Origin of the sequence: Streptomyces sp. DSM 15324 (assembly GCF_001514285.1) — a bacterium.
In the GTDB taxonomy this organism is placed as follows: Bacteria; Actinomycetota; Actinomycetes; order Streptomycetales; family Streptomycetaceae; genus Streptomyces.
Window position 1 is genome coordinate 76,796 of sequence record NZ_KQ949042.1, and the last position, 25,381, is coordinate 102,176.

General features: G+C 73.1%; 19 protein-coding genes and 1 pseudogene. 1 reads left to right on the forward strand and 19 read right to left on the reverse strand.

What is annotated here, in order from left to right:
* Positions 1 to 11 precede the first annotated feature (11 nt).
* The 10 genes from AQJ58_RS39160 to AQJ58_RS39205 are packed head-to-tail and all read right to left on the reverse strand — an operon-like array spanning position 12 to position 8,885.
* A complete protein-coding gene (locus tag AQJ58_RS39160) occupies positions 12 to 1,553 on the reverse strand; it encodes an amino acid adenylation domain-containing protein (RefSeq protein WP_067259287.1) in 1,542 nt (513 codons plus the stop codon).
* Positions 1,550 to 2,467, reverse strand: coding sequence for a hypothetical protein (locus AQJ58_RS43660; protein ID WP_067259289.1), 918 nt, complete (start codon positions 2,465 to 2,467; stop codon positions 1,550 to 1,552). The genes AQJ58_RS39160 and AQJ58_RS43660 overlap by 4 nt, the downstream gene beginning before the upstream one ends.
* Positions 2,460 to 3,158 carry a 4'-phosphopantetheinyl transferase family protein gene (locus AQJ58_RS39170; RefSeq protein WP_079079505.1) on the reverse strand — a complete coding sequence of 233 codons (699 nt, stop codon included), beginning with the start codon at positions 3,156 to 3,158 and terminating at the stop codon, positions 2,460 to 2,462. The genes AQJ58_RS43660 and AQJ58_RS39170 overlap by 8 nt, the downstream gene beginning before the upstream one ends.
* Positions 3,155 to 4,240: an acyl-CoA dehydrogenase family protein gene (locus AQJ58_RS39175; RefSeq protein WP_079079506.1), complete on the reverse strand. Its 1,086-nt coding sequence runs from the start codon at positions 4,238 to 4,240 to the stop codon at positions 3,155 to 3,157. The genes AQJ58_RS39170 and AQJ58_RS39175 overlap by 4 nt, the downstream gene beginning before the upstream one ends.
* On the reverse strand, positions 4,233 to 5,426 hold the full coding sequence (locus AQJ58_RS39180) for an acyl-CoA dehydrogenase family protein (protein ID WP_067259291.1): 1,194 nt from the start codon (positions 5,424 to 5,426) through the stop codon (positions 4,233 to 4,235). The genes AQJ58_RS39175 and AQJ58_RS39180 overlap by 8 nt, the downstream gene beginning before the upstream one ends.
* Complete coding sequence (locus AQJ58_RS39185; protein ID WP_067259292.1) at positions 5,423 to 5,677, reverse strand: acyl carrier protein; 255 nt, start codon at positions 5,675 to 5,677, stop codon at positions 5,423 to 5,425. Before AQJ58_RS39185 ends, AQJ58_RS39180 begins: the two co-directional genes overlap by 4 nt.
* A gap of 31 nt (positions 5,678 to 5,708) precedes the next feature.
* Positions 5,709 to 6,803: an acyl carrier protein gene (locus AQJ58_RS39190; RefSeq protein ID WP_067259294.1), complete on the reverse strand. Its 1,095-nt coding sequence runs from the start codon at positions 6,801 to 6,803 to the stop codon at positions 5,709 to 5,711.
* Complete coding sequence (locus AQJ58_RS39195; protein ID WP_067259296.1) at positions 6,800 to 7,078, reverse strand: acyl carrier protein; 279 nt, start codon at positions 7,076 to 7,078, stop codon at positions 6,800 to 6,802. Before AQJ58_RS39195 ends, AQJ58_RS39190 begins: the two co-directional genes overlap by 4 nt.
* Before the next feature lie 47 nt (positions 7,079 to 7,125).
* Positions 7,126 to 7,896 carry a thioesterase II family protein gene (locus AQJ58_RS39200; protein WP_067259297.1) on the reverse strand — a complete coding sequence of 257 codons (771 nt, stop codon included), beginning with the start codon at positions 7,894 to 7,896 and terminating at the stop codon, positions 7,126 to 7,128.
* Complete coding sequence (locus AQJ58_RS39205; protein ID WP_234360454.1) at positions 7,884 to 8,885, reverse strand: 3-oxoacyl-ACP synthase III family protein; 1,002 nt, start codon at positions 8,883 to 8,885, stop codon at positions 7,884 to 7,886. Before AQJ58_RS39205 ends, AQJ58_RS39200 begins: the two co-directional genes overlap by 13 nt.
* 214 nt (positions 8,886 to 9,099) lie before the next feature.
* Here AQJ58_RS39205 and AQJ58_RS39210 point away from each other — a divergent pair, with 214 nt between their 5' ends.
* Positions 9,100 to 9,729: an acyltransferase gene (locus AQJ58_RS39210; RefSeq protein WP_067259331.1), complete on the forward strand. Its 630-nt coding sequence runs from the start codon at positions 9,100 to 9,102 to the stop codon at positions 9,727 to 9,729.
* Between the two features lie 31 nt (positions 9,730 to 9,760).
* Here AQJ58_RS39210 and AQJ58_RS39215 read toward each other — a convergent pair whose 3' ends face one another.
* From AQJ58_RS39215 to AQJ58_RS39250, 9 genes and pseudogenes are all read right to left on the reverse strand, one after another.
* Positions 9,761 to 11,221 (reverse strand): NDP-hexose 2,3-dehydratase family protein, encoded by a 1,461-nt coding sequence (locus AQJ58_RS39215; protein WP_234360455.1) that lies wholly within the window; start codon positions 11,219 to 11,221, stop codon positions 9,761 to 9,763.
* Entirely contained in the window at positions 11,218 to 12,201 is a 984-nt protein-coding gene (gene rfbB, locus AQJ58_RS39220; RefSeq protein WP_067259300.1) for a dTDP-glucose 4,6-dehydratase, read from the reverse strand. Before rfbB ends, AQJ58_RS39215 begins: the two co-directional genes overlap by 4 nt.
* The gene (locus tag AQJ58_RS39225) at positions 12,198 to 13,262 is read right to left on the reverse strand and encodes a glucose-1-phosphate thymidylyltransferase (protein ID WP_067259303.1); all 1,065 of its coding nucleotides are present in this window, start codon (positions 13,260 to 13,262) and stop codon (positions 12,198 to 12,200) included. Before AQJ58_RS39225 ends, rfbB begins: the two co-directional genes overlap by 4 nt.
* Before the next feature lie 26 nt (positions 13,263 to 13,288).
* Entirely contained in the window at positions 13,289 to 14,413 is a 1,125-nt protein-coding gene (locus AQJ58_RS39230; protein ID WP_067259305.1) for a DegT/DnrJ/EryC1/StrS family aminotransferase, read from the reverse strand.
* A 42-nt stretch (positions 14,414 to 14,455) separates the two neighbouring features.
* On the reverse strand, positions 14,456 to 15,679 hold the full coding sequence (locus AQJ58_RS39235; RefSeq protein ID WP_234360456.1) for a glycosyltransferase: 1,224 nt from the start codon (positions 15,677 to 15,679) through the stop codon (positions 14,456 to 14,458).
* Positions 15,680 to 15,687: 8 nt separating this feature from the next.
* Positions 15,688 to 16,677: an NAD-dependent epimerase/dehydratase family protein gene (locus AQJ58_RS39240; protein ID WP_067259308.1), complete on the reverse strand. Its 990-nt coding sequence runs from the start codon at positions 16,675 to 16,677 to the stop codon at positions 15,688 to 15,690.
* 1 nt (position 16,678) lies between these two features.
* Entirely contained in the window at positions 16,679 to 17,878 is a 1,200-nt protein-coding gene (locus tag AQJ58_RS39245) for a macrolide family glycosyltransferase (RefSeq protein WP_067259310.1), read from the reverse strand.
* Between the two features lie 56 nt (positions 17,879 to 17,934).
* On the reverse strand, positions 17,935 to 19,212 hold the full coding sequence (locus AQJ58_RS46100) for a thioesterase domain-containing protein (protein WP_420712210.1): 1,278 nt from the start codon (positions 19,210 to 19,212) through the stop codon (positions 17,935 to 17,937).
* Positions 19,213 to 19,248: 36 nt separating this feature from the next.
* Positions 19,249 to 25,381: pseudogene (locus AQJ58_RS39250) on the reverse strand (type I polyketide synthase); the annotation flags it as partial.

Below are 25,381 nucleotides of genomic sequence, written 5' to 3' on the forward strand. Positions count from 1 at the left end.
TTCCCCCGGTTTCAGCGTGCGCGGGCCGTCGTGAGCATGTCCCGCAGGGCGCGGCGGTCGATCTTTCCGTTGGCGTTCAGCGGCAGGTCCGCCAGCACGGTGAGGGTGCTGGGGATCATGTATTCGGGCAGGCGGGTGCGCAGGGAGGCGAGGAGGCCGGCGGGGTCGACGTCGTCTCCCGTGCACACGGCCGCGAGGCGCGTCTCGCCGCCCGGACCGGGCAGGGTGAGCGCGACGGCGTCGCGGACGTGCGGGTGGGCGCGCAGTTCACTCGCCACCTCCCCGAGCTCCAGGCGGTAGCCGCGCACCTTGACCTGGTCGTCCAGGCGGCCGAGGTGGGTGAGGCCGTCCTCGCCGAGGCGCACGCGGTCGCCGGTGCGGTACCAGAGCCGGTCGTCCGGGTCCGCTGCGGCATCCACCGCCGTGGCGCGGTCGTCGCCGCCTTCGTACCGCAGGAAACGGCCGGCGTTGTCGGCCGGGTCGAGGTAGCCGGGGAAGCGCTGGACCCCCCGGACGCACAGCTCGCCCTCGGCCGCGGGGCGGCCGTCGTCGTCCACGACGAGCTGTTCCAGGCCGGGGTAGAGGCGCCCGATCGGCACGGTGCCGTGCGCGGGCGGCTGCTCGGCCGGGGTGTCCGCCAGCCGGTGCTGGGTGCAGCTCAGGGTCAGTTCGGTGGGGCCGTAGAGGTTCTCCAGGACGCTGCCGGGGGCGGCCGCCCGCCAGGCCTCGGCCTGGGCGGTGGTCAGGGGTTCGCCGCAGAACAGGCTCCAGCGCAGCGTGGGCATGCAGCCGGGGGTCAGGCCGCGCAGCCGTCGGGCGAGGGAGATCACCGAGGGCACGGAGAACCAGTGGGTGATGCGTTCCCTGGCGACGAACCGGGCGGGGGCGAGGAGGTCGCCGCGGCCCGGCACGACGACCGTGGCGCCGCTGCTCCAGGCCGCGAACAGGTCGAAGACGGAGAGGTCGAAGGTGAGGTCGAAGGTCTGGGAGAGCCGGTCGCCGACGCCGATGCCGTAGCGGTCGGTCACGTGGTCCAGGTGGGCCGTGACGTTGCGGTGCCGGATCGGGACGCCCTTCGGGGTGCCGGTGGAGCCGGAGGTGAAGAGGATGTAGCAGAGGTCGTCCGGCCCGGCGGACCGCGTCTCGCCCAGGGGGGCCGGGGCGGGCGCCGTGACGACGGGTGCCAGCACCGGTACCGGCAGTTCGACGCCCGCACGGCCGGGGTCGGTCAGCACGCAGTCCAGTGCGGCGGCCTGGGTCGTCGCCGCCGTGCGCGGGACCGGGAAGTCGGGGTGCAGCGGGACCACGGTGGCGCCGAGGCGCTGTACGGCGAGATAGCCGGCGTAGGCGGTCAGGGTGCGCAGGGCGAGCAGGCCGACCCGGCGGGGGCCGGGGCCGTCCGTGCCGGCGACCAGGGCGGCGGCCAGGTGTGCGGCGAGGGCGTCCAGTTCGGCGTAGGTGTGGGCGGTGCCGTCGAGTTCGAGGGCCACGGCGTCCGGGTGCCGGCGGACCGACGCGGCGAACCGCCCGTAGAGGGTGTCCTGGTGGGTCATCGGCCGGTGTCCTCCCGCCGCTCGCTCTCCAGGCGCTCCACGGTGGCGATCAGCTGCTCGAAGGCCTGCCGCACGACCCCCTCCCGGTACCGGCCGCGCTCGGCCGAGGCGATGCCGAAGCGGACGGCCTGCGGGAGGGATCCCCACGCTGCCGCCGTCTCGGCGACGCCCGCCGCCCCGGGGCGGGAGGCCAGCCGGAAGCGCTGGTGGCGGGCGGCGGTCCAGATGTCGTCGGCGTGGCGGGCGAGGGCGTCGGGGTCGGCGCACACCGTGTCGGCCACGAGCCGCAGCACGGGCAGCAGCCCGTCCACCCAGGTGCCTTCGGGGGCAGGTGTGTCCGGTGTGTCGCTGAGTTCGAGCCAGCGCCAGCCGGTGTACGGCGCCGGCTCGACGGCCTCGCCGAGGGCGTGGCGGTCGCGGCTGACGGCCTGGGCGGTCGTACGGGACAACGGCGTGAGCAGGGCCTGGAGTTCGGCCTCGTCCACCAGGCCTTCGTACGCGGTCTGGGTGCCGTGCGGGGTGAGGGCGTCGAAGTCGTCGCGCACCTGCCACTTGTCGCCGTGCCGGCGGAGCACCACCCAGTGCGCGGTCTCGGCGCCGCCGTACGACGGGGACCAGGGGATGTGGCGGGTGTTGCCGACGGCGAGCACGGTGCCGTGCCGGGACAGTTCGGCGTCGAGCGCGCCGCGGGCGGCGGACCAGTCGTCGGCACCGCGGTGGACGAGGCCGCGGCCCCGGCCGTCGATGTCGACGCGGGCGTGGTGGGAGAACGCCAGTCCGCCGTCGGGCGGATCGGTGCGCACCCGCAGGCGGACGGCGGCCGCGAGCCGGTCCCGGATGTCGGGGAGCCGCGGTTCCAGATAGGCCACCAGACCCGCCGTGTAGCAGCTCAGCTCGGCCGGGGGCTCACTCACTGTCGTTCTCCAGGGGGCGTTCGACGGACGGGGTCGGTGCGGAAAGCGGTGCGTAGGCGCAGCTGAGCGGGATCGGCGACTGCTCGCGCAGGCTCACCCACCGGTGCCGGCCCGAGGCGCCGTGCCGGCTGTACGGGGTGATGTCCGCGGTCCACAGCCCGCCCGCGAGGCCGGTGCCGTCGGCCTTGACGATGGCCTCGCGTACGGTCCACAGCCAGGCGAACTCCCTGGTCCGGGCTGCCATGGGCAGGTGGGCGAGCCGCTCGGTGTGGGTCTTGGCGCAGCGGCGCAGCATGCCGTCGGACACGGTGTCCGGCGGGTGCTGGAGGTCGACGCCGACGGCGTGGTCCAGGGCGGCGCAGGCGGCGACGGTCCCGCCGTCGTGGCTGACGCTGATGCCGAGGCGGGGCAGGTCCTCGAGGCGCGGGGCACCGCGGTCGGTGTAGGCGACGGGGGCGTGCCGGGCCTGGGGGAAGTGGGCGGCCAGCAGCCTGCGCAGGGCCCGGCGCGCGGCGAGGAGTTCACGGGCGCGCCACTCGGGCAGGTGCTCGGCGGCGGCCAGGTCGTGCGGGGTGAGCCCGGCCGAGTCGTCGGCGGGGGTGCTGACCGGTTCCACAACGACCCAGACGCCGGGGGCCGCCTCGGTGTGCAGGCGGGTCACGGCGGCGCCGGAGGCGGGGGCGGGGATCATGGCGTCAGCCCGTTCAGGACCTGGTCGAGGCGTTCGGCGACGGTGTCGAGGACGACTTCGGTGGCGCCGCCGCCGATGCCGAACACGGCCGCCTCGGCGCGCAGCCGCTGCACTCCGCCCCCTTGGAAGCCGTCGGCTCCCTGGAGTTGGCCGCACGCGGTGAGGACGTGTTCGACGGTCATGCCGGACAGCGCCTTGAGCGTGGCGGCGGCGGTGGCGTCGTGGTCGTGCGCGATGCGGTCGGCGGACCGGGTCCACAGCGCGTCGAGGGCGCTGAGGCGTACGGCGCAGTCCGCGAGCCGCTGGCGTACGGACGACGACCGGTGCAGGGGCGTGCCGTCGACGGACCGGTCCGCGAGCCGGTGGGCCGTGTCGGCGACGGCCCTGCGGCACAGCGCCACCGCCCAGGCCGCGGAGGCCAGGCGTTCCACGCTCAGGTGACGGGCGAACAGGGCCAGGCCCCGGCCGGGGCGGCCGAGGACGTGCTCGCGGGGCAGGCGTACGGAGGCGAAGTGGAGGTGGCCGAGTCCCGCGCCGTCGAAGAGGTCGGTGTCGGCCGCTTCCGCGGTCACGCCGGGGGCGTTCAGCGGGACGAGGACCCAGGTGAAGCTGGTGAAGTGGCGGCCGGGGCGGTGCCGGGCCAGGACCAGGGCGTGGCCGGCGGTCAGGGCGGAGGTGACCCAGCGCTTGCCCCCGTCGAGGACGATGTCGCCGTCGGTGCCGGAGAGGTCGACGGTGGTGCCGAGTGCGACGAGGTCGGAGCCCGGGGCGGCCGCGTCGGTGGCGGCGAGGGCGAGCAGTTCGTCACCGTCGAGGACCGCGCGCAGGGTGTGCGACGCGGCCGGGCTGTCGGCCATCTCGGTGAGCAGCGGTGTAGCGCTGGCGAGCTGGACGAGCAGCGCGAGGACCGTGCCCGTCGGGCTCTGTGCGTCGGCCTCGGTGAGGATGCGGCGCAGCAGCAGCGGGTCGAGGCGGCCGGTCGGTTCCTTGCCGTAGAGCTCGGTGAGCGTACCGGAGACGGCGAGAGCCGAGAGGATCCCGGCCGCGTCGCCGGCGGGCAGCCCGAGGGGCCGGTCAGGCAAGGGACACCTCCGTATCGAGCAGGGCGAGCCTGCCGTCGGCGAGGTGGAGACGGTCGTTGCTGTAGTTGAGCGCGGCGGACCTGAGGTCGCGCAGGGCGCGTTCGAGCGCGGTGGGCGAGCTCTTGAGGTAGCCGTGGCGCAGGCCGACGGCGTCGATCAGGTCCTCGACGGTGCGGTGGCACTCCTCGGACGCGGTGATCTTGAGGGCGTTGACCAGCAACTGGTACGTGGGCCGGGAGAGGTCGTCGCCGTCGTCGGCGGCCCGGGAGAGGGTGGCCGCGGTGTGCCGCAGCAGGGCGTGCACGGTGTCCAGGCGCTGCCTGGCGCGGGAGAGCCGGGTCAGCAGCAGCTCGGAGTCGAGGTTGGCGCTCTTGCGGCCGGCCGGGCTGCGCAGGGTGTGGAGCACCCGGGACAGGGCGCCCGCGGCGGTGCCCAGCCAGGTCGCGGCCCAGCCGAGGTGGGCCAGCGGGCCGAAGGTGTCCAGGACGACCTTGCGGAACTGGCCGTGCTCGCCCACGACCTGATGCCCGGGCACCTGGCCGGTGAGCTTCAGGGCCACACTGTGGCTGGCGCGCATGCCGAGCGGGTCCCAGTCGCCGGAGACACTGATGTCGAGCTGGTCGCGGTGGGCGTAGACGAGGGAGACCTCGTGCGGGGAGCGGGCCGTGGGGCTGAGCATGGTGATCAGGAAGCCGTCGGCGTGGGCGCCGCCGGTGACGATCGGTGCGACCCGGTCGATGACCAGCCGGTCGTCCTCCGTGGCGAGTTCGGCGGCGGAGGTGAGCAGGTGGCCGCCCTTGCCGGCCTCGGTGGTGACGGAGGCCAGGTACAGGCGTCCCGCGGCGATCTCCGGGAGGAGTTCGGCGGCGAGCCGGGGGGAGGCGTGCCGGACGATGCCGGCGACCTGCTGGCAGTGCATGGTGAAGATCATGGCGACGGACATGTCCACGCGGCCGAGGGCGATGCCGGCGTCCAGGACGTCGTCCACCCCGCCGCCCATCCCGCCGTGGGCCGTGGGCACCATCAGGCCGAGCAGTCCGGTCCGGCGCATCTCCTCCAGGGCCGCGAGCGGGAACGCGGCGGCCTCGTCGCAGGACGCGGCGTGCTGCTGGGCCGTCTCGCACACCTGGCGGACGGCGTCCGCGGTGGCCTGTGCGTCGAAGCCGGTGCGGTCGAAGCCCCTCATATCGCGTCCGCCGTGCCGGCGGGCATCGCGGCGACGGCCGCGTTCCACAGGCTGCCCGCAGTGGCGAAGGTGGCCTCGGTGAGGGCCTCGTCGGGCAGTTGCACGCCGAAGGTGTCCTCCAGCGTGAACATCAGCTCGATGGCCTGCATGGAGTCCAGTCCGAGTTCGCGCAGCGGGGTGTCGGCCGTGATGGGCTCCTCGCCGAGGAAGGGCAGAAAAGGCTTGAGCATCTCGATAAAGCGGGCGTCCACGGAAGAGCTGTCCCTTCGATGTAACTGGCTTCTATTCATGGTCGAGTGCGCGGTTCAGCAGGGCGCACAGGCCCGCGACGCTCTGCAGGTTCTCGGGCACCAGGTCGGCCGGGTCGAACTCCACGGCGAACCGTTCTTCGAGGATCTCCACGACCTCCACCATCCGGATCGAATTGAATTCCGGATGGACCGTCAAATTGCCGTCCCCCAGGGCGGTTTCATCGATCTGGAGGACGGAGGCGACGACCCCGCGCACGGCGGCACCGGCCCCGAAGGCCACGGCGTCCCGGGCGAGCGCCTCGGCCGCCCGCTCGAACAGGCCCGGCGGTTCGGCCCGGCCGCGGTCCACGCGCCGGAAGGCGAGGTAGGCGTGCTCGACCAGGCCGTCCCAGCGCTGGAGGTGCTCCCGCACCGGCTCCGGCAGCCCGGCCCCCCTCCGCTCCTCCAGGTGGGCGGCGTGCAGTCGGCGGGCGCGGGCGAGCAGCCAGGTCTCCAGAGTGAAGGCCTCCAGCGCCGCCCGCCGGTCGGGGTGTTCGGCGTAGCCACGCAGGTACTCCGGCGGCGGGCCGGACACGTGAGCGGGCTCGGGGGGTGCGCCGAGCGGGCGGGGGGTGAACCGCACGGTCTCGGTGCCGTCCGGCAGCGCCTTGAGCAGAGCGGCGAAGTCCTCGCGAATGTAGGGCAGTTGGACCGGGCGGGCGCGGCCCCACTGGGTGTCGTTGTGGTAGGCGTCGCTGATCAGAAGGGTGTCGCCGCCGTCGTCGTCCACGAGGAAGCTGTGCTCCACGTGCTTGGTCCCGTGGTAGGGCACCCAGGGCAGGTGGTAGGCGTCGGCGACGACGTACAGCGGGCCGCCGGCGGTGTCCGGCACCTCGCCCGGGCCGGGCCGGCGGCGGTCGGCGGCGTCCAGGCCGAGCAGGGCGGCGGCGTCGGCGAGCTGTTCGTCGAGGGTCGGCTCGACGGTGAGCAGACCGGCCAGGGGCCCGTCGGTCAGCGGGCGCGGCGCGCAGCGCAGTACGGCGCCCAGGCGGGTGTGCGTGCCCGTGCCGTGGTGCCGGTCGGCGAGCAGGGCGAGGTTGGCCTGTAGGCAGTCCAGGTCCTGGGCGTGGGCGGGGAAGGCGGTCATCGGGCCGGGCTCCCTTCGGCGCCCTCGACGGCCAGGTCCACGAGGTCGCGGACGGTGTCGTAGGAGCGGCCGGCGAACAGGTCGTCGGGCAGGCCGGTGTCCAGTTCGTCCTCCAGCCGGGTGAGGATGCCCAGCAGGCGCATGGAGGAGATCCGTAACAGCTCGCCACCGAGCGGCTCGTCCTCGGTCAGCGCGGAGGGGTGCAGGCCGGGCCCGCTCTCGGCGACGATCACGCGCTTGACGGCCTCGGCGATGCTGTCCCGGTCGGGATTCACTTTTGGTTGACCTTCCGTCCTGTGTTCACGGTACGGCGGCGGGCCGCTCAGCACGCCGCCCTGGAGCCTTTGGCCGACATGTGCTCCGCGATGGCCCGGATCACCGCACCCGCTTGGGAGTTGAGGTAGAAGTGGCCGCCGGGGAACACGGTCATGTCGAACGGTCCGGTGGTGTGCTCGGCCCAGGACCGCGCCTCTTCCCGGGTGACCTGGGGGTCGGTGTCGCCGATGAGGGCGAGGACCGGGCAGCTCAGGAGCGGGCCGGGGCGGTAACGGTAGCCCTCCACGGCCCGGTAGTCGCTGCGGATGACGGGCAGGATCATGCGCAGCAGTTCCTCGTCGGCGAGGATCCGTTCGTCGGTGCCGTCCAGCCGCCGGATCTCGGCCATCAGCCCCTCGTCGTCCCGCAGGTGCACCAGGTCGCGGGCGGGCCGGACGCAGGTCGGGGCACGGCGGCCGGAGACGACGAGTCCCCGGGGTGCCCTGCCCTCGGCTTCCAGCAGCCGGGCCGCCTCGAAGGCGACCATGGCGCCCATGCTGTGCCCGAAGAGGGTGACCGGCCGGTCGAGCCAGGGCGCCAGCGTGTCCACGGCGGCGCGGGCCAGCGTGTCGATGGAGTCGAGACAGGGTTCGTCACGGCGTTCCTGGCGCCCGGGGTACTGCACGGCGAGGACGTCGGTGTCGCCCGCCATGGCCCGGGCCACCGGCACGAAGTACGAGGCGGCGCCGCCGGCGTGCGGGAAGCACACCAGCCGCCGGGGGGCGTCCGGCGCCGGCTCGTACCGGTGGATCCACTTGCCCGTGTCTACTTCGCCCACGCGGGCAGCTCCCGGATGGTGAGGACGGCGGCGGAGCAGACCCAGCCGGGGCCCTGCGAGGTCACCAGGACGTGGTCGCCGACCTCGACCTCGCCGGTGCGCACCGCGTGCTCCAGGGAGATGAGGATGTCGGCGCCGCCGGCGTGTCCGACGGAGGCTCCGTACTCCCAGATCAGCCGGTCCTCGGGAATGCCCAGCGGGCGCAGCAGGGCGTGCTCGATCATCCGCCTGTCCACGTTGATCGTGATGACCTTGGAAATATCCGCGGCGGTCATTCCGGCGTCGATGATGGAATCGTTGATGACGCCGAGGTCGAATTTCGTGAACGTCTCGAAGAGCTCGGCGAAGCCCATGACATTGTCCACGAAATACTGTGACCGCTCCCCCACATTGAAATACTTCCGGGGGTTTCCGTCGGGCGGCAGCAGGGATTCCTGACCGCGGTGCCACTGCTCCAGACTGTGCAGCGTCCCGGAATTCATGGACCGGACCTCGGCGAATCCGCCGCGACCGTTCACCACGGCCGCAAGGGCGCCGTCCGAGTAAAGGGAGGAGGTGCCGAAATCACGCCAGCGGTTGATGAGGGGGGAGCTGAAGTTCGTGGCCGTGGTCAGCAGGACGTTCTGTCGGCGGGCGGCGCCCGTGATCTGCCCGGCGGCCGTCTCCAGCGCGCCCAGCACACCGTCGCAGCCCTGCTGGACGTCCAGCGAGGGGATGGGGCCGGCGCCCAGTTCACGCAGGATGTAGCCGGGTGCGTAGGCCCCCTCTGGCACCTGGTAGTAGACGCTGCCGTGGATGTGGGAGTCGATCGCCGACAGGTCCACGCCGGAACGCTCGACGGCGCTGCGGGCGGCCAGGACGGCCATGTCGACGGCCGGAGTGTCCCCGGCCACGTGCGTGCCGGTCAGGCCGGCCGCGGTGAACTCGCCGCGTTCGTAATCCCCCGGACCCTCCGCGTCGGCGACGGACACCCATTTCGAGAGGTGCACGCCGAGCGAATCAATGTATACCCCGTTTACCTGCATCGCGGAAATCCCTTCACGCCCTCACCCTTACTGATCACTAGCCAATTACAGTGGCAATCGCCATGTCAAGCCGGGTCGGCTGAACAACGCCCCTCACATACGTGATGTGCATCACACCCGAATTTTGGCAGTACGGTGCTCATATATCTGCACGGTTTTTTTCACCCACGGAGGAATGATGAAAGCTCGCATTGCGCCCGGTGCCGAGGTCGACGAAAAGGCGACCGTGGGCGACGGCACGTCCGTCTGGGGCACGGCTCATATACGGGAGGACGCGGTCGTGGGCCGCGACTGCAGCATCGGGCGGGGCGTGTACATCGGGCCCGGCGTCACGGTCGGGGACAACTGCAAGGTGCAGAACCACGCCCTGGTCTACGAGCCCGCCGTGGTGGAGGAGGGCGTGTTCATCGGTCCCTCCGCCGTGCTCACCAACGACCCGCACCCCCGTGCCGTGACCCCCGCCGACGTCCCGAAGGGGCCGCAGGACTGGACCCCGGTCGGGGTGACCCTCCGGCACGGCGCCTCGATCGGCGCCCGTGCGGTGTGCGTGGCGCCGGTGACGGTCGGGCGCTGGGCGCTGGTCGCCGCCGGCGCCGTCGTCACCCGGGACGTGCCCGACTTCGCGCTGGTGGCCGGGGTGCCGGCCCGCCGCGTGAAGTGGGTCGGGCGGGCCGGTGTGCCCCTGGAGGACGAGGGGGACGGCCGCTTCCGCTGCCCCAGCACCGGTGAGCGGTACACCGAGCTCGACAGCGACACCCTGGTCCCCGAGGGGGAGGAAGCACTCCACGAGGGCCTCCCCGGCGACTGACGACGCACCACGCCATGCGACGGCCACCCCGCTACGACGCCCACTGCGAGCGCAGCGGCTGCGACGGACGCCGGAGCGGGGGTGACGGGCGCATCGGCGCCCGGGTCCGGGGCAGGGCGTGCAGGCAGGCCAGCAGGGTGCGGGCCTGCACGCTGACATAGTGCTCGTGCCGCAGCAGACCGCTCAGCTGCGGCACGCTGAACCAGGCGAAGTCCGGGGGGAGTTCGGCGGGCAGCGTCGTGTCGGCCTCCACGATCATGTAGTGGGCCACCGCGTCCAGGAACCGTCCGCCCTCCTCCGAGTGCACGGTGTCGTACCGCACCCGCCCCGGGTCGGCCGACAGCACCCAGTCCAGCAGCGGCGGCCGGTCGGCCGGGCCGTAGTTGTCCGGCACGCACTGCACGGTGGGGCCCAGCTCCACCACGCCGTGGAAGCCGGGCTCGGCACGGGCCCGCAGCAGCACGTGCGGAACGCCGCCGAACTCCCGCAGCACCAGGGCGACCACGCCCGGTCCGCGCGGCGCGAACAGCGGCTGGTGCCAGCTGCTCACCTCACGGCTGCCGGCCCGCACGGACACCGCGACGACGCTGAAGTACCGGCCGTCCAGGCGGGCGATCCCGTCCGGCCCGCGCAGCCACCCCCCGGCCTCCGTCTCCCGCAGCGGAATCCGGCTCGCCTCGATGTCGCGCGTGGCGCGCTGCCCGGTCAGCCAGCCCAGCAGCTCGGCGGTCGGGGTGAGTGCCTCGTCCCCCGGTGCCGACGGCCAGAGGAAGGGGGCCAGGCAGGACAGCACCGTCCGCGCGTCCATGTTGACCACGTTGTCCCGGGCGAGCAACTCGTGTATCTGACCCAGTGTCAGCCAGCGGAAGTCGTCCGCGAGAGGCACCTCGGCGCCGACGTCCACCTCGACCACCATGTTGCGGTTGCGCTTGCGGTAGAACCAGCTGCCGTGCTCGGACTGCAGGACGTCCACCACCACCCGCCCGCGCAGCGGACCGGCGAAGTACTCCAGGTAGCGCACGGGCGCGCCCTTGTGCACGCCGGTGAAGTTGCTGCGGGTGGCCTGGACGGTCGGCGACAGCTGGAGCAGGTTCGGGTTTCCGGGCTCCATCTTGGCCTGCATCAGGAAGTGCGGCACCCCGCCGAAGTCCCGCATGAGGATGCCGAGGATGCCGATCTCGGGCTGCCTGATGATGGGCTGGCTCCACCGGCCGGTCTCCGTGCTCACCCGCAGTCCCTCGACGGTGAAGAACCGCCCGCTGCGGTGAACGAGGTTGCCGGTGGCCTCTTCGAAGCTCCATCCGTCCGCCTCGGCGAAGGGCACCCGCTCCACCCGGAAGGGGTGGGCCCGCCGGCGCTCCTCCAGCCAGGAGTCGGCCTGCTCCGTCGGCAGCACCGTCCCGTCCCGCTCCCGCGCCGACCGCGCGAGCCGGGCGGGCAGGCCGGGGTCCTCGCAGCGGCCCAGCTCCGCCGGACGCACCGGGGCGCTCACGCGGCCACCCTGCGGTCGGCGGCGGACGTCTGCCACCAGTCCGGGTTCGCGCGGTACCAGTCGACCACCTCGGCCAGGCCCTCCTCGAAGGGCACGCGCGGGGCGTAGCCCAGCTCCTCGCGGATCTTGGTGTCGTCCAGCGCGTAGCGCAGGTCGTGGCCCTTGCGGTCGGTGACGTGCCGCACCCGGTCGGGCGAGGCCCCGCACAGCCGCAGCAGCAGGTCGGTGATCTGCCGGTTGGTGCGCTCGGTGCCGCCGCCGACGTGGTAGACCTCGCCGGCCCGGCCGCGGGTGAGGACCAGCTGGACGGCCGCGCAGTGGTCGCTCACATGCAGCCACTCGCGCACGTGGGAGCCGTCGCCGTACAGCGGGACGGTCTCCCCGCGCAGCAGGCGGGTGACGAACAGCGGGATCAGCTTCTCGGAGTGCTGGTGGGTGCCGTAGTTGTTGGAGCAGCGGGTGACGGACACGTCGAGGCCGTGGGTGCGTGCGTAGGCACGGGCCAGCAGGTCGCTGCCCGCCTTGGACGCCGCGTAGGGCGAGTTGGGGGCCAGCGGCCAGTCCTCCGTCCACGCGCCGGACGCGAGGGAGCCGTAGACCTCGTCGGTGGAGATGTGCACGACCCGTTCGACGCCGGTGTGCAGACAAGCCTCCAGCAGGGTCTGGGTGCCGACGACGTTGGTGCGTACGAACACGGAGGGGTCGGCTATGGAGCGGTCCACGTGGGACTCGGCGGCGAAGTGCACCACCGCGTCGTGGCCGGGCAGCAGGTGCCGCAGCAGGTCGGTGTCGCAGACGTCGCCCTGCACGAAGTCCAGCCGGTCGTGCCGCTCGGGGAGGTTGGCCCGGTTGCCGGCGTAGGTCAGCTTGTCCAGGACGGTCACCGACGCGTCCTCGTAGCCGGCGTAGCCGCCCGCCAGGAGCGTGCGGACGTAGGCGGACCCGATGAACCCGGCACCGCCGGTCACCAGCAGCCTCATGCGGCCACTTCCACGCGCGCGTGGTCGCCGACGATCAGCCGGTGGGAGCCGTCCGCGTCGACGGCGCTGACGCTGGCCTCGCGGCCGATGATGGAGCCGCGCACCGACGTGACGCCGCGCATGCTGGCCCGTTCCAGCACGATGGTGTCGCTGACCTGCACGCCGAGCAGCCGGCAGCCCTCCCCGATGGATGTGTGCGGGCCGATCGAGCTGCCCTCCACGACCGCGCCGGCGCCGACGACCGCCGGCCCGGTGATCCGGGAGCGGACGACCCGGGCGCCCTCCTCCACCACGACGGCCCCGATCAGCTCGCTGTGCGCGTCGACCTCGCCGTCGACGGACGGCTTGAGCCGGTCCAGGAGTTCACGGTTGCACGCCAGGACGTCGTCGATCTGCCCGGCGTCCTTCCAGTAGCCGCGGTAGGCACTGGCCCGCACCTCCACGCCCCGGGTGACCAGCCACTGGACGGCGTCGGTGATCTCCAGCTCGCCGCGGGCGCTGCTCTCCACGGCCGCCACGGCCTCGTGGATGGCCGCGGTGAAGAAGTACACGCCGACCACCGCGAGGTCACTGACCGGCCGCTCGGGCTTCTCCACCAGGCGCAGCACCCGCCCGGTGGCGTCGACCTCGGCGACGCCGAAGGCGCGGGGGTCGGCCACCTTGTGCACCACGAGCTGGGCCGCGGGGCGCCGGGCGCGGAACTCGGCGGCGATGTCGTTCACGCCCTCGGGGAGCAGATTGTCCCCGAGATACATGACGAAGTCGTCGTCGCCGAGGAACTCGCGGGAGATGGCGACACAGTGCGCGAGACCGCGCGGGGCGTCCTGCGGGATGTACGTCAGCCGTACGCCGAACTCAGCGCCGTCGCCGAGGTACTGGCTGAACTTCTCCGCCCGCTCGCCGACCACGACACCGATCTCGGTCACGCCCAGGCCGCGCAGCTGCTCGATGACGTGCAGCAGGACGGGCTTGTTGGCGAGCGGCATCAGCTGCTTGGGCATCGAGTGGCTGAACGGCCGCAGCCGCAGCCCCATGCCGCCGGACAACACCAGTGCTTTCACCGGGGACTCCTTCTCGAGGCGTGGGCTCACAGCGTCTTGAGGACGTCGCGCAGGGCACCGATCACGGTGTTCTGGAGGTCCACGGGCAGGGAGGGGTACATGGGCAGCGAGAAGATCTCGTCGGCCAGCGCCTCGGTGACCGGCAGGGCGCCCTTGCGGTAGCCGAGGTGCTCGAAGCCGGTCATGGTGTGCACCGGCCACGGGTAGCTGATGTTCAGGGAGATGTCGTACTCGCTCTTCAGGCGCTCGATGATCAGGTCGCGCTGTGGGTGGCGGACGACATACACGTAGTACACGTGCTCGTTGCCGGGGTTGGTACCGGGCAGCAGCAGGCCGCCGGGGCCGGTGAGGTCGGCCAGGCCCTCCTCGTAGCGGCGGGCGACGGCACGGCGGCCGGCGATGTAGGCGTCGAGGCGGGTCAGCTTCCGGCGCAGGATCTCGGCCTGCACCTCGTCCAGGCGGCTGTTGTGACCGGGGGTCTGGACGACGTAGTAGACCTTCTCCATGCCGTAGTAGCGCAGGCGCCGCAGGGCGGCGTCGGTGCCGGCGTCGTCGGTGAGGACCGCGCCGCCGTCTCCGTAGGCGCCCAGGACCTTGGTCGGGTAGAAGCTGAACGCGGCCGCGTCGCCCATCGTGCCGGCGAGCCGGCCGTGGTGGCGGGCGCCATGGGCCTGCGCGCAGTCCTCGACCAGGGCAAGACCGTGCTCGGCGGCGAGGGACTCCAGGGGTGCCATGTCCACGCACTGCCCGTACAGGTGCACCGGCAGCAGGGCCTTGGTGCGCGGGGTGATCGCGGCGGCGACCTGGTCGGTGTCCATCAGGAAGTCCTCGGCACGGATGTCCACGAAGACGGGTGTGGCGCCGGCGCCGGCGATGGCCACGACGGTGGGGGCGGCCGTGTTGGACACGGTGATCACCTCGTCGCCGGGCCCGATGCCGACCGCTTCGAGGGCGAGCTTGACGGCGTTGGTGCCGTTGTCGACGCCCGTGCAGTGACGCATGCCGTGATAGGCGGCGAAGTCGGCCTCGAAGCCGCTGACGCTGTCGCCGAGCATCAGGCTTCCCGAGGAGAAGACCTTCTCCACGGCGTCGAGGATGTCGGCGCGCTCGTCCTTGTACTCCGGAAGGTAGTCCCAAACATACGTGCTCATGACGATGTGCCTCCAAAAGCCTTGAGAGGTGGGGGGTGAGGGTCAGGCGGCCGCGGCCACCGCGGTCTCGATGAGGTCGCAGGCCGTGTCCACGCCCCGCTCGGCGCGGACCCGCCCGCCGAGGAGGGCGGCCCGTTCGGCGGGCCGGGGGTCGTCCAGGACCGCCGCCACGGCCTGCCGCAGCCGCTCGCCGGTCATCCGCTGGAACGGCACCGGGGCCGGCGCGACGCCGATCTCGGCCAGCCGGGCCGCCCAGTACGGGCCGTCGGCCCAGCACGGCACGGTCACGTGCGGCACGCCGGCGCGCAGTGTGTCGGCGGTGGTGCCGAAGGCCGCCCCGTGGATCACCGCGGCCGCCCTCGGGAAGAGCCAGCCGTAGTCCACTTCCTGGACCCGGAACACGTCGTCGGAGGCGGTGCCCTCGGGCCCGCCCACCACGACCAGGCGCCGCCCGGCGTGACGTACCGCGTCCCGCACGGCGTGGAAGGTCTGCTCGCCGTACACCGGCCAGGCGCTGCCCAGGGCGAGCACCAGCGGCCGGGAGCCGCTGTCGAGGAAGTCCGACAGCTCCGCCGGCGGCTCCTGGTCGGGGCGTTCCCAGACCCAGTAGCCCGTGACGTGGGCGCGGGCCGGCCAGTCGGCCGGGGGCGGCAGGAAGGCGGGGCTGTAGGGGTAGAGGACGGGGTGCTCGACGGCGAGCGTGCCCATGGGCGACTTCTTCAGCGGCGGCAGCCCCTGACGGGTGCGGACCTTGTTGACTGCCGGACGGTGCACGGCCCACTCCAACTGGGCGGACATGGCGTGGGTGAACCGGGTGTAGGCGGCCCCGAGCGGCAGGTCGGGGGTCTTGTACGCGCGGAACTCCCGGGTCGGGGTCATCGGCCACCAGTTGACGGTGCCCCAGGGCGCGGTCGCGCCCGCGAACCCGTAGCCGCGGCAGATCATCGAGGTGAGCGCGAAGTCGGCGCCCTCGGCGGCCTCCTGCATCCGCTCCACGGAGTGGGCGAACTCCTCCGTGGTGGGCCGCTTCATGACCAGCGCGGTGCGCAGCGACGAGGCGCTCTTGCGGATCGACCGGATGACGTCGGGGTCGGCGAAGTGGTCGGCCGCCTTTCCGGGTATCTCGCGGAACTCCAGGCCGGCCAGCTCGACCATTGCCTTGAAGTCGATCGACGTGGCGACGCTGACCTCGTGTCCGCGCCGGCGCAGGCCGATGCCCAGCGCCAGGAACGGATGAACGTCGCCGCGCGTTCCGAATGTCTGCAACGAAACCTTCACTGGACCTCCAGCACGTTTTTCCGGTACCACCGCGCGGTGTCCCGCAGGCCGTCCTTCAGCGGGCGCGGCGTGAAATCGACGACCTTGTGGAATCTCTCGAGATCGAGCGCCCGCCGGGCCGCCCCGACGGGCTTGTCCGGGGCGAATCGGATCCGGTCCTGGTCCTGGCCGGCGGCCTGGGCGACGAGGAACGCCAGATCCCGGATGGAGACCGCCTCCGGCGTCCCGATGTTGAGCGCCGGATACTCCCCGGAACGCGCCATGCACAGCACCGCGCGCACCAGGTCGTGCACGTGGATGAAGGTCCGCAGCTGGCTTCCGTCGCCCCAGACCTCGACGTCCTGTCCGGCGGCGAGCCGCATCAGCATGTTGGGGATGACGTGGTTCGTCGTCGTGGCGAAGTCGTCGCGCGGCCCGTACACGTTGGTGGGGCGCGGCGTGTAGATGTTCATGCCGAACTGCGTGCGGTAGAGGTCCGCGAGCACCTCGGTGAACATCTTCGACATGCGGTAGCCGTTCGGCGAGAACTCCATGTGCCGCCGGTGGTCGTCCTCCTCGCGCGCCGGCCGCGTCTCGTCGTACGCGTAGATCTCGGCCGAACTGATCAGCACCACGTCGGGCACGGCCCGGTCCCGGGCGAGGTTGAGCACGTGGGAGACGATGCGCATGTTCTCGTCCAGCATGCGGCCCGGCTCCTGGAGCAGGAACTGCATGTTCCCGTCCAGGGTGGCGCAGTTGACGACCATGTCGATTCCCGGGACCGTGTCCGCGGCCGCCCGCAGCGCCCGCTCGTCCAGGACGTCGACCCGCAGGGCCGTCAGCGCCTCGGTGACGGGCAGCTCGGCCCGTACCTCCGGGTGGTCCCGGCGGTACAGGCACAGCACCCGCGCGCCCAGGCCCAGCAGCTCCTCCACGAAGTGGGAGCCGATGAACCCCAGTCCCCCGGTGACCAGGACCGTGCGGCCGGCCCAGTGTCCCGCCGCCATCTCAGGCCCGCTCCGCATACGCCTCGATCGCGTCCGCCGCCGCGGCCGCTCCGCCGCCGGCCTGCCCGGCCATGGCGGTCACCCGCTGCCGGACGCCGGCGTCCTCGGCCGCCGTCAGCACCGCCTCGCGCAGCGCCTCGGGCGAGGCCTCCTGGCGTGCGACGCGCACGCCGAGGCCCAGCTCGGCGATGCGTCGCGCGGTGAAGTCCAGCTCCACCGACTGCGGCACGGCCACCAGCGGGACGCCGGCCGCGAGCGACTCCATCGTGGAGCGGATGCCCGCGTGCGTGACGAAGACCGTGGCGTGTTCCAGCACCGCACGCTGCGGCACCTGCCGGTGCACCTCCCAGCTGTCCGGTACGGCGCCCAGGCCGGCGGGGTCGACATGCGCGCCGGTCGCCATCACCACGTGGAAGGGCAGGTCGGCGAAGGCCTTCAGGCAGGCCCGGTAGAAGTCGGGCCGCTCGTTGAACAGTGTGCCGAGGGCGATCAGCAGCACAGGCCCGGCACCCTGCGGCGGCTGCCACGAGGCGGCCTCGCCGCCGCCCGCGGTCGCCGCGGGGCCGACGAAGACGTACCGCTCGTCGAAGGTGTCCGCGGCGGGCTGGAACTCCTTGGCCACGAACACGACGTTGAGCTCCTCCGGCACACCCAGGATGTCACCGGGCCCCGGCACGGACAGACCGTGGCCGATGCGGAACTCGGCCAGCTTCACACCGAATTCGAGCAGCGCCGGATGCTGCGGGTCCATCGCGGGGAATTCCTGCGCCAGCGCCGCGAGCACCGAGAAGTGCTCATTGGAGGCGAGCATCGGAATCAGCTGCGCGGCCGGCCTCTCCCATTTCTCCGCCAGCACCCGGCCGGAGAAGTTCATGAGGGTGTCGTAGACCACCACGTCCGGCCGGTCCACGGCGAGTTCCCGCTCGGCGGCTGCCGTCACCGCCACGTTCTCCCGGAGCATCGTGAGCGGCCCCTCCGCCATCTCGTCCGCCGACATCTCAGGCGGCACACTGCGGTCGGCGGGCCACACGGACGCGTACGTCACCACGCGGGCGCCTGCCGCCGACACGGAGGGCGCGAAGTGCTCGGTGGTGACGTAGGTGACCCGGTGTCCGCGGCCGACGAGATCGGCGACGACGGGCAGGGTGTGGTTCACATGCCCGTGGTACGGGGCTCCGAGAACGGCGATGTGCTTGGTCACAAGTCCTGTCTTTCGTTGGGTGTCTGCTTCACTCGCTACGGACGCTCGACGGGCGCTCAGCCCGTCGCGCCGTCCGCGGTGATGCCGGTGATGCCAGTGATGCCGGTGATGTCGGTGATGTCGGTGATGCCGGTGAGCCATTCCTCGACGACGCCGGCGGTGTCCCGGGCGTGGTCCTCGACGATGCTGAAGTGGTTCCCGGGCACGTCCCGCGCGGTGTGGCCGAGCTTCCAGTCGACGCGCAGCATCACCGGGTCGTCCTCCACCGCTCCGGACGCCGACGGCATCGCTTCGGTGGCGCGGACCAGCAGCGTCGGCGTCTTGACGGGCTCCGGGCGCCAGTCGGCAAGGAGACGGTGGTAGCCGCCCATGGCGGTCAGCCGGACGTCGTTCATGATGCCGCCGCCCAGCTTCCGCTCCCGGTCGAAGGCCACGCCGAGCATCGCCGCGCCGACCTCCGCGTTCTCCGCGTCGTCCTCGGGCCACGGCACGTCCAGCAGCACCAGGGCCGCGGGCCGGATGCCGAGGGTCTCCAGATGCGCGGTCACGGCGTGCGCGATCTGCCCGCCCGCGGAGTGCCCCACCAGCACGAACGGCTCCTCACCGGCGATGCGGCGCAGCGTCTGCGCGTGCAGTTCGGCCAGCGCCGCCATGTCGGCGGGGATCCGCTCGCCGGGCAGATAGCCCGGCTGGGGCAGCACGGTGACGTCCCGTCGGCCGCGGAAGCGCTCGGCGAAACGGGCGTACTGCTGGGGCCCGGCGGTCGCCACCACGGCCGGCAGGCAGAACAGCCGAGGCCGTTCCCCGCCGGTGGCCAGCGGCACCGGCTCCGGCGCGTGGCCCGCGGCCGACGCGACGTCGAAGGCGTCCCGCAGCCGGGAGGCCGCCATGATCAGCTCGTTGCCGGCGACATGCCGCCCCTCGGCGAACGACTGCCGGAACATCGCCTCGATCCCGCCCGGCGCCTGCCCGCCCGCGGCCGACGCACGCGTCAGCTCCCCGCGCAGATGAGCGGCCACGGCGGCAAGCCGGGTGTGCTCGAAGAGGAGTGACGCCGGCAGCCGCAGCCCGGTGGCCGCGTTGAGCCGGTTACGCAGCTCCATCGCCATCAGCGAGTTGAAACCCAGCTCGAAGAAGCCGCGCTGCGCCTCCACCGCGTCCGGCCCGGGCAGCCCGAGGACCGCGGCCGTCTCGGCGTGCACCAGCTCGGTGAGCACCCGCAGCTGCTCGGCCTCCGCCAGCCCGGCCAGCCGGGCCGCGAGCCCCGGCTCGCCCGCGTCGCCGGTGGACGCGGTGCGGCGAGCCGGAACAGGACGCCGGATCACGGTACGCACCGGGGCTGAGCCGTCCGGCTCGTTCGTCCGGTCGAACTCCGCCGGATCCAGCGCGGTCAACGTCACCAGCCGTACCGACGCGACCGGCGCGCCGCTCGGGTCGGCCAGCTCTACGGACACGCCCTCCGGCCGCCGGCCACCGATCCGCACCCGCAGCCGCTCCGCCCCCACCGCGTGCAGGACGACGTCCCGCCAGGCCGTGGGCACCAGCGTCCGGTCCGTGTCCCCGCCGCCGTCCGCCGCGCACCGCGCGGCCTCCAGGGCGGCGTCGAGCAGTGCCGGATGCAGGCCGTAGCGGGCCGCTTCCGCCCGCTGCCCCTCGGGCAGGCTCACCTCGGCGAACACCTCGCCGTCGGCGCCCCGCCACAGGGCGTCCACCCGGTCCGTCTCCACCCGGGCCGCACCCGCCGGAGGCCAGGCGGCCGGCTCCCACTGCGACACCGGCGCACCGGCCCCCGCCAGCAGCCCGGTGGCGTGGCAGGCCCACGGCGTGCCCGGGAGGGCGTCCTCGGCGCGCGAGTGGACGCCGACAACCCGCCGTCCCTCCGCGTCGGCCTCGGTCACCCGCACCCGCAGCTGCACGGCGCGCCGTGCGGGCAGCACCAGCGGCTCCCGCAGCGTCAGCTCCGCCACCGTGTCACAGCCGACCTGGTCCCCCGCGTGAACGGCCAGCTCCACGTACGCCGTCGCGGGCAGCAGCACGCCCGCGCCCTCGACCTCGCCCTCGCCCTCGCCCGCGAGCCAGGAATGGGCCTGCGCCGACAGTCGACCGGTCAGCACGATCCCCTCTGCCTCCGGCAGTTCGACCGCCGCCCCGAGCAGCGGATGCCCGGCCGGCAGCAGCCCGACGGCTCCGACGTCACCCGCAGTCGAGGGGTCGATGGTCAGCCAGTAGTGGCGGTGCTGGAAGGCGTAGGTGGGCAGGTCGACGTGGTGCGCCCCGGTGCCGGTGAAGGCCTGCGTCCAGTCGACGTCGATGCCGTGGACCCACAGCTCACCCAGGGAGGCCAGGAAACGGTCCAGGCCACCGTCGTCGCGGCGCAGACTGCCGGTGACGACCGCCTCGTCGGCGGTGTCCTGGATACCCATGGCGAGGACCGGGTGCGCCGACACCTCCACGAACACCGTATGGTCCTGTTCGGCGAGGGCGCGTACGGCCTCCTCGAAGCGGACCGTCCGGCGCAGGTTGCGATACCAGTACCCGCCATCCAGGGCCTGGGTGTCGAGCCAGTCGGCCTCGACCGTGGAGAAGAACGGCACCGTGGAGGTCCGCGGGCGGACCTCGGCCAGGACCCGGGCCAGCTCCTCCTCGATCCGCTCCACGTGGGACGTGTGGGAGGCGTAATCCACCGGGATACGACGAGCACGCACGCCCTCGGCCTCGCAGGCGGCGATCAGCTCGTCCAGGGCTGCGGGCTCACCCGCGACGACGACCGAGGCCGGGCCGTTGAGCGCCGCGATCTCGATACGACCGTCCCAGGCGGCGATCCGCCCGGCAGCCTGCTCCGCGCTGAGCGCCAGGGAGAGCATGCCGCCGTCACCGGCCAGCCCGGCCGCGATCGCCTTCGACCGCAAGGCCACCACCCGGGCACCATCGCGCAGGGTCAGCCCACCAGCGACGCACGCGGCAGCGATCTCACCCTGCGAATGCCCCACCACCGCGGCGGGTTCGACGCCATAGGAACGCCACAGCGCAGCCAACGACACCATCACCGCCCAGGACAAGGGCTGCACCACGTCGACGCGCTCCAGCGACGGCGCACCCGAGGCACCGCGAAGGACCGCCTCCACGTCCCAGTCCACGAACTCAGCCAACGCCTGGGCGCACTCGGCGAACCGCTCGGCGAACACCGGAGCGGAGTCCAGCAACTCCACACCCATCCCGGCCCACTGCGCACCCTGACCCGGGAACACGAACACCACCCGGCCACCAGAACCCGACGAGACGTTCACGGCAGACAGCCCCGCGAGGAGTCCACTGCGGTCACGGCCGACCACAACCGCGCGGTGCTCGAACCGCGCCCGGCCCGCCAGCGTGAAACTGACATTCACCGGAGAGAACTCCGGCTCCTCCCCCAGGCGAGCGAGCAGCCTCCCGGCCTGCTCCCGCAGCGCCCCCGCACTACGCGCCGACAGCAGCCACGGCACCGCCACCGGCTCCACCACAGCCGACCGCTCGATCTCCGGCGCCTGCTCCACAATCACATGCGCGTTGGTCCCGCTGACGCCGAAGGACGAGACACCCGCCCGACGCGGACGCTCCCCCGCCTGCGGCCACTCCCGCGCCTCCGTCAGCAGCTCCACCGCCCCCGCCGACCAGTCCACCTCACGCGTCGGCTCGGTGACGTGCAGCGTCCGAGGCAGCACACCGCGCCGCATCGCCTCGACCATCTTGATCACACCCGCGACACCCGCAGCCGCCTGGGTGTGCCCGATGTTCGACTTCAACGACCCCAGCCACAGCGGCCGCTCCCGGTCCCGCCCGTACGTCGCGATCAGCGCCTGCGCCTCGATCGGATCCCCGAGCGTCGTCCCCGTCCCGTGCGCCTCGACCGCGTCCACATCACCGGCCGACAGCCCTGCGTTCGCCAGCGCCGCCCGGATCACCCGCTGCTGGGAAGGGCCGTTGGGTGCCGTAAGACCGTTGCTCGCGCCGTCCTGGTTGACGGCCGAACCGCTCACGACCGCCAGCACCTTGTGGCCGTTGCGCCGGGCGTCCGACAGCCGCTCCAGCAGCAGCATGCCCGCACCCTCGCCCCAGCCCGTGCCGTCGGCGTCGTCGGAGAACGACCGGCAGCGGCCGTCCGCGGACAGGCCCCGCTGCCGGCTGAACTCCACCAAGAGGCCGGGGCTCGTCATGACGCTCACGCCGCCGGCCAGGGCCAGGGTGCACTCGCCCGCCCGCAGGGCCTGCACCGCCAGATGCAGCGCCACCAGTGACGACGAGCACGCGGTGTCCACGGACAGAGCGGGGCCTTCGAGGCCGAGGGTGTAGGACAGCCGGCCGGAGACGACGCTGGCCGCGATGCCCGTGGCCAGGTAGCCCTCGGACTCCTTGGGCGAACGCTGCATCAGTGTGCTGTAGTCCTGGCCGTTGGTGCCCGCGAAGACGCCGGTCCTGCTGCCGCGCAGGCTGGTGGGGTCGATGCCGGCGCGTTCGATGGCCTCCCAGGACGTCTCCAGCAGCAGCCGCTGCTGCGGATCCATGGCGACGGCCTCGCGAGGGGCGATGCCGAAGAAGGTGGGGTCGAAGTCGGCGGCGCTCTCCAGGAAGGAGCCGGTGCGCACGTAGGTCGTGCCGATGTGGTGCGGGTCGGGGTCGTAGAGGCTGTCGATGTCCCAGCCGCGGTCGGCCGGGAACTCCACGATCGCCTCGCCTCCGGAGGCCAGCAGCCGCCACAGTCCCTCGGGGGAGTCCGCCCCTCCGGGGAAGCGGCAGCCCATGCCGACGACGGCGATGGGGTCGTCACCGGCGGCGGGGGCGGCGGCGGGAGCCGGGTCCGCCTCGGGTGCCTGGTCTGCCGCACCGAGGAGTTCGGCCAGCAGGTACCGGGCGAGCGCGGTGGGCGTGGCGTAGTCGAAGACCAGGGTGGCCGGGAGGGTCAGTCCGGTCTCGGCGGCGAGCCGGTTGCGCAGTTCCACGCCGGTCAACGAGTCGAAGCCGGTCTCTTTGAAGGGGCGCCCGGCGCCTATGACATCGGCGGAGGCGTGGCCCAGCACCTGGGCGGCGGTCTCGCGCACCAGGTCGAGCATCGCCTTGTGCCGGTCGGCCGGGGCGACGCCGGCCAGCCGCCGGGGCAGGGCCGTGCCGTCCTGGGCGGTCGCCGTGGGCTGTCGGGTGACTGCGCGGCGGGTCGTGCGCGGCGCCAGCGCGCGCAGGACGGCGGGGAGGTGGCTGCTCGCGCGCAGGGCCGCGCGGTCCAGTCGTACCGGCACGAGCGCGGGCCGTCCGGCGGTCAGGGCCGCGTCGAACAGCGCGAGGCCCTGCTCGGCGGAGAGCGGCAGGATGCCCTCGCGGGCGATGCGGGCCAGGTCGACCTCGCCGAGGTCACCGCCCATGCCGCCGAGTTCCGGCCCCCACAGGCCCCAGGCCAGGGAGACGGCGGGCAGGCCGCGAGCGTGTCGATGGGCGGCCAGGGCGTCGAGGAAGGCGTTGGCGGCGACGTAGTTGCCCTGTCCGGCGCCGCCGAAGGGGGACGCCGCCGAGGAGAAGAGCACAAAGGCGCGCAACGGCAGCTCGGCGGTCAGCTCGTGCAGGTGCCAGGCCGCGTCGACCTTCGGACGCAGTACGGCGTGCAGGTCGTCCGGGGTGAGTGTGCTCACGAGGCCGTCCGCGACGACGCCGGCCGTGTGCACGACCGCGGTCAGCCGGTCGCCGATCGAGCCCACCAGCTCGGTCATGGCCTCGCGGTCGGCGGCATCGGCGGCCACCATCCGCACGTTCAGGCCGAGCGCGGCCAGTTCTCCGAGCCAGTCCGTCCAGCGCGGGTCGCGCCCGGAGCGGGAGACCAGCACCAGTTCCCGTACGCCGTGGGCTTCGGCGAGGTGGCGGGCAACCAGCCGGCCCAGGCCGCCGGTCGCACCGGTGACGAGGACCACGCCGTCAGAGAGAGAGCCGGTGGATGCCGGGGCGGTGGATGCCGGGGCGGCGAGTTCGACGGGCTTGAGACGGGCGACGTGGGCGCGGCCGTCACGGACCGCGACCCACGGCTCGTCGGAGGCGGCGAGGCCTGCGCGGAGCGTCTCGGTGTCGAGAGGCACGGTGCCTGTCCCCGTCCCCGTCCCCGTCGCCGTCCCCGTCCCCGTCCCCGTCCCCGTCGCCTCGGCTTCGAGCAGGGCGAACCGGCCCGGGTTCTCCGACTGGGCGGAGCGCATGAGTCCGCGCACCGGCTCGGCCACCAGCTCGGCGTCCGTCCCTGCCGACTCCGACCGGGTCACCACGACCAGCCGGGAGTCCAGCGTCCGCGGGTCGGCCAGCCAGCCCTGGAGCACCTCCAGCAGGCGCTGCGTGACGGCGTGCACCCGCTCGGGCAGCGGGCGCCGCGGATCACCGCTGCCCGGCTCGTGGACGACGACCGGCGGCAGCGCCCGGCCGCTCGGCAGACCGGCCACGGCTTCGTACGGGCTCCACTCCACCGGAGCGTCCAGCGGGCGGCCCTGCGCCGGGACCCACTCCACCTCGAACAGCGAGTCCCGCCCGACGGGGGCCACAGGGACCGGCAGTTCGTCGGCCGCGAGCGGCCGCAGCGTCACCGCCTCGACGGCCAGCACGGCCGCCCCGTCGTCGTCGGCGGCGCTCACCTCCACGGTGTTCGTACCCGCCCGTGTCAGACACACGCGCAGGGACCGGGCGCCGGTCGCGTGAGCGCGCACCCCGCGGACCGAGTGGGCGAGGAGCTGTGCGGCGGAGGTGACGCCGTCGAGGCGACCGGCGAGTTGCAGAGCCGCGTCCAGCACGGTGGGGTGTACCCCGTACCGGTCGGCGTCCGCGTCGTCCTCCGCGCTCTCCGGGAGGTGGACCTCCGCGTACAGCCTTCCCTGGGCCTCCCAGACCGCCCCCACGCCGTCGCGCACTGGCCCGGCCACCTCTACGGCGCCCATCGGGGGCCAGGAGCTGAGGTCGGACTCCGGCAGTGCGGTGGCCTCGTCCCAGGGGGCCAGCGTGCCGACGGCGTGCTCACGCCAGCCGTCCTGGCCAGTGGCGCTCGCATCGGCGCGCGCGTGGACGCCCAGCGAACGGCGTCCCTCGGCGTCCGGCGCCGCAAGGGTGAGCTGGAGGAGCGTGCCTCCGGCTTCGGGTACGACGATCGGCGCGGACACGGTCAGTTCCCTGATCACCGGCGCCTGTATCTGCTCACCGACGTGGGTCAGCAGATCGACCAGGGCCGCCGTCGGAAGCACCGCGGCCTCACCGACACGGTGGTACCTCAGCCAGGGCTGCCCCTGCTGCGAAAGGCGAGCAGTCCAGAGAAGGCTGCCCTCCCCTGCGACCTCCAACTCCGCGCCAAGCAAAGGGTGTTCGGCCATGACCAGGCCTACGGCACTCAGGTCGCCGCGGCCTGCGTCGGGGCCGTCCTCCAGCCAGTAGCGGTGGCGTTGGAAGGCGTAGGTCGGCAGGTCGACGCGGGTGGCGCCGGTGCCGGTGAACACCGCCTTCCAGTCCACGTCG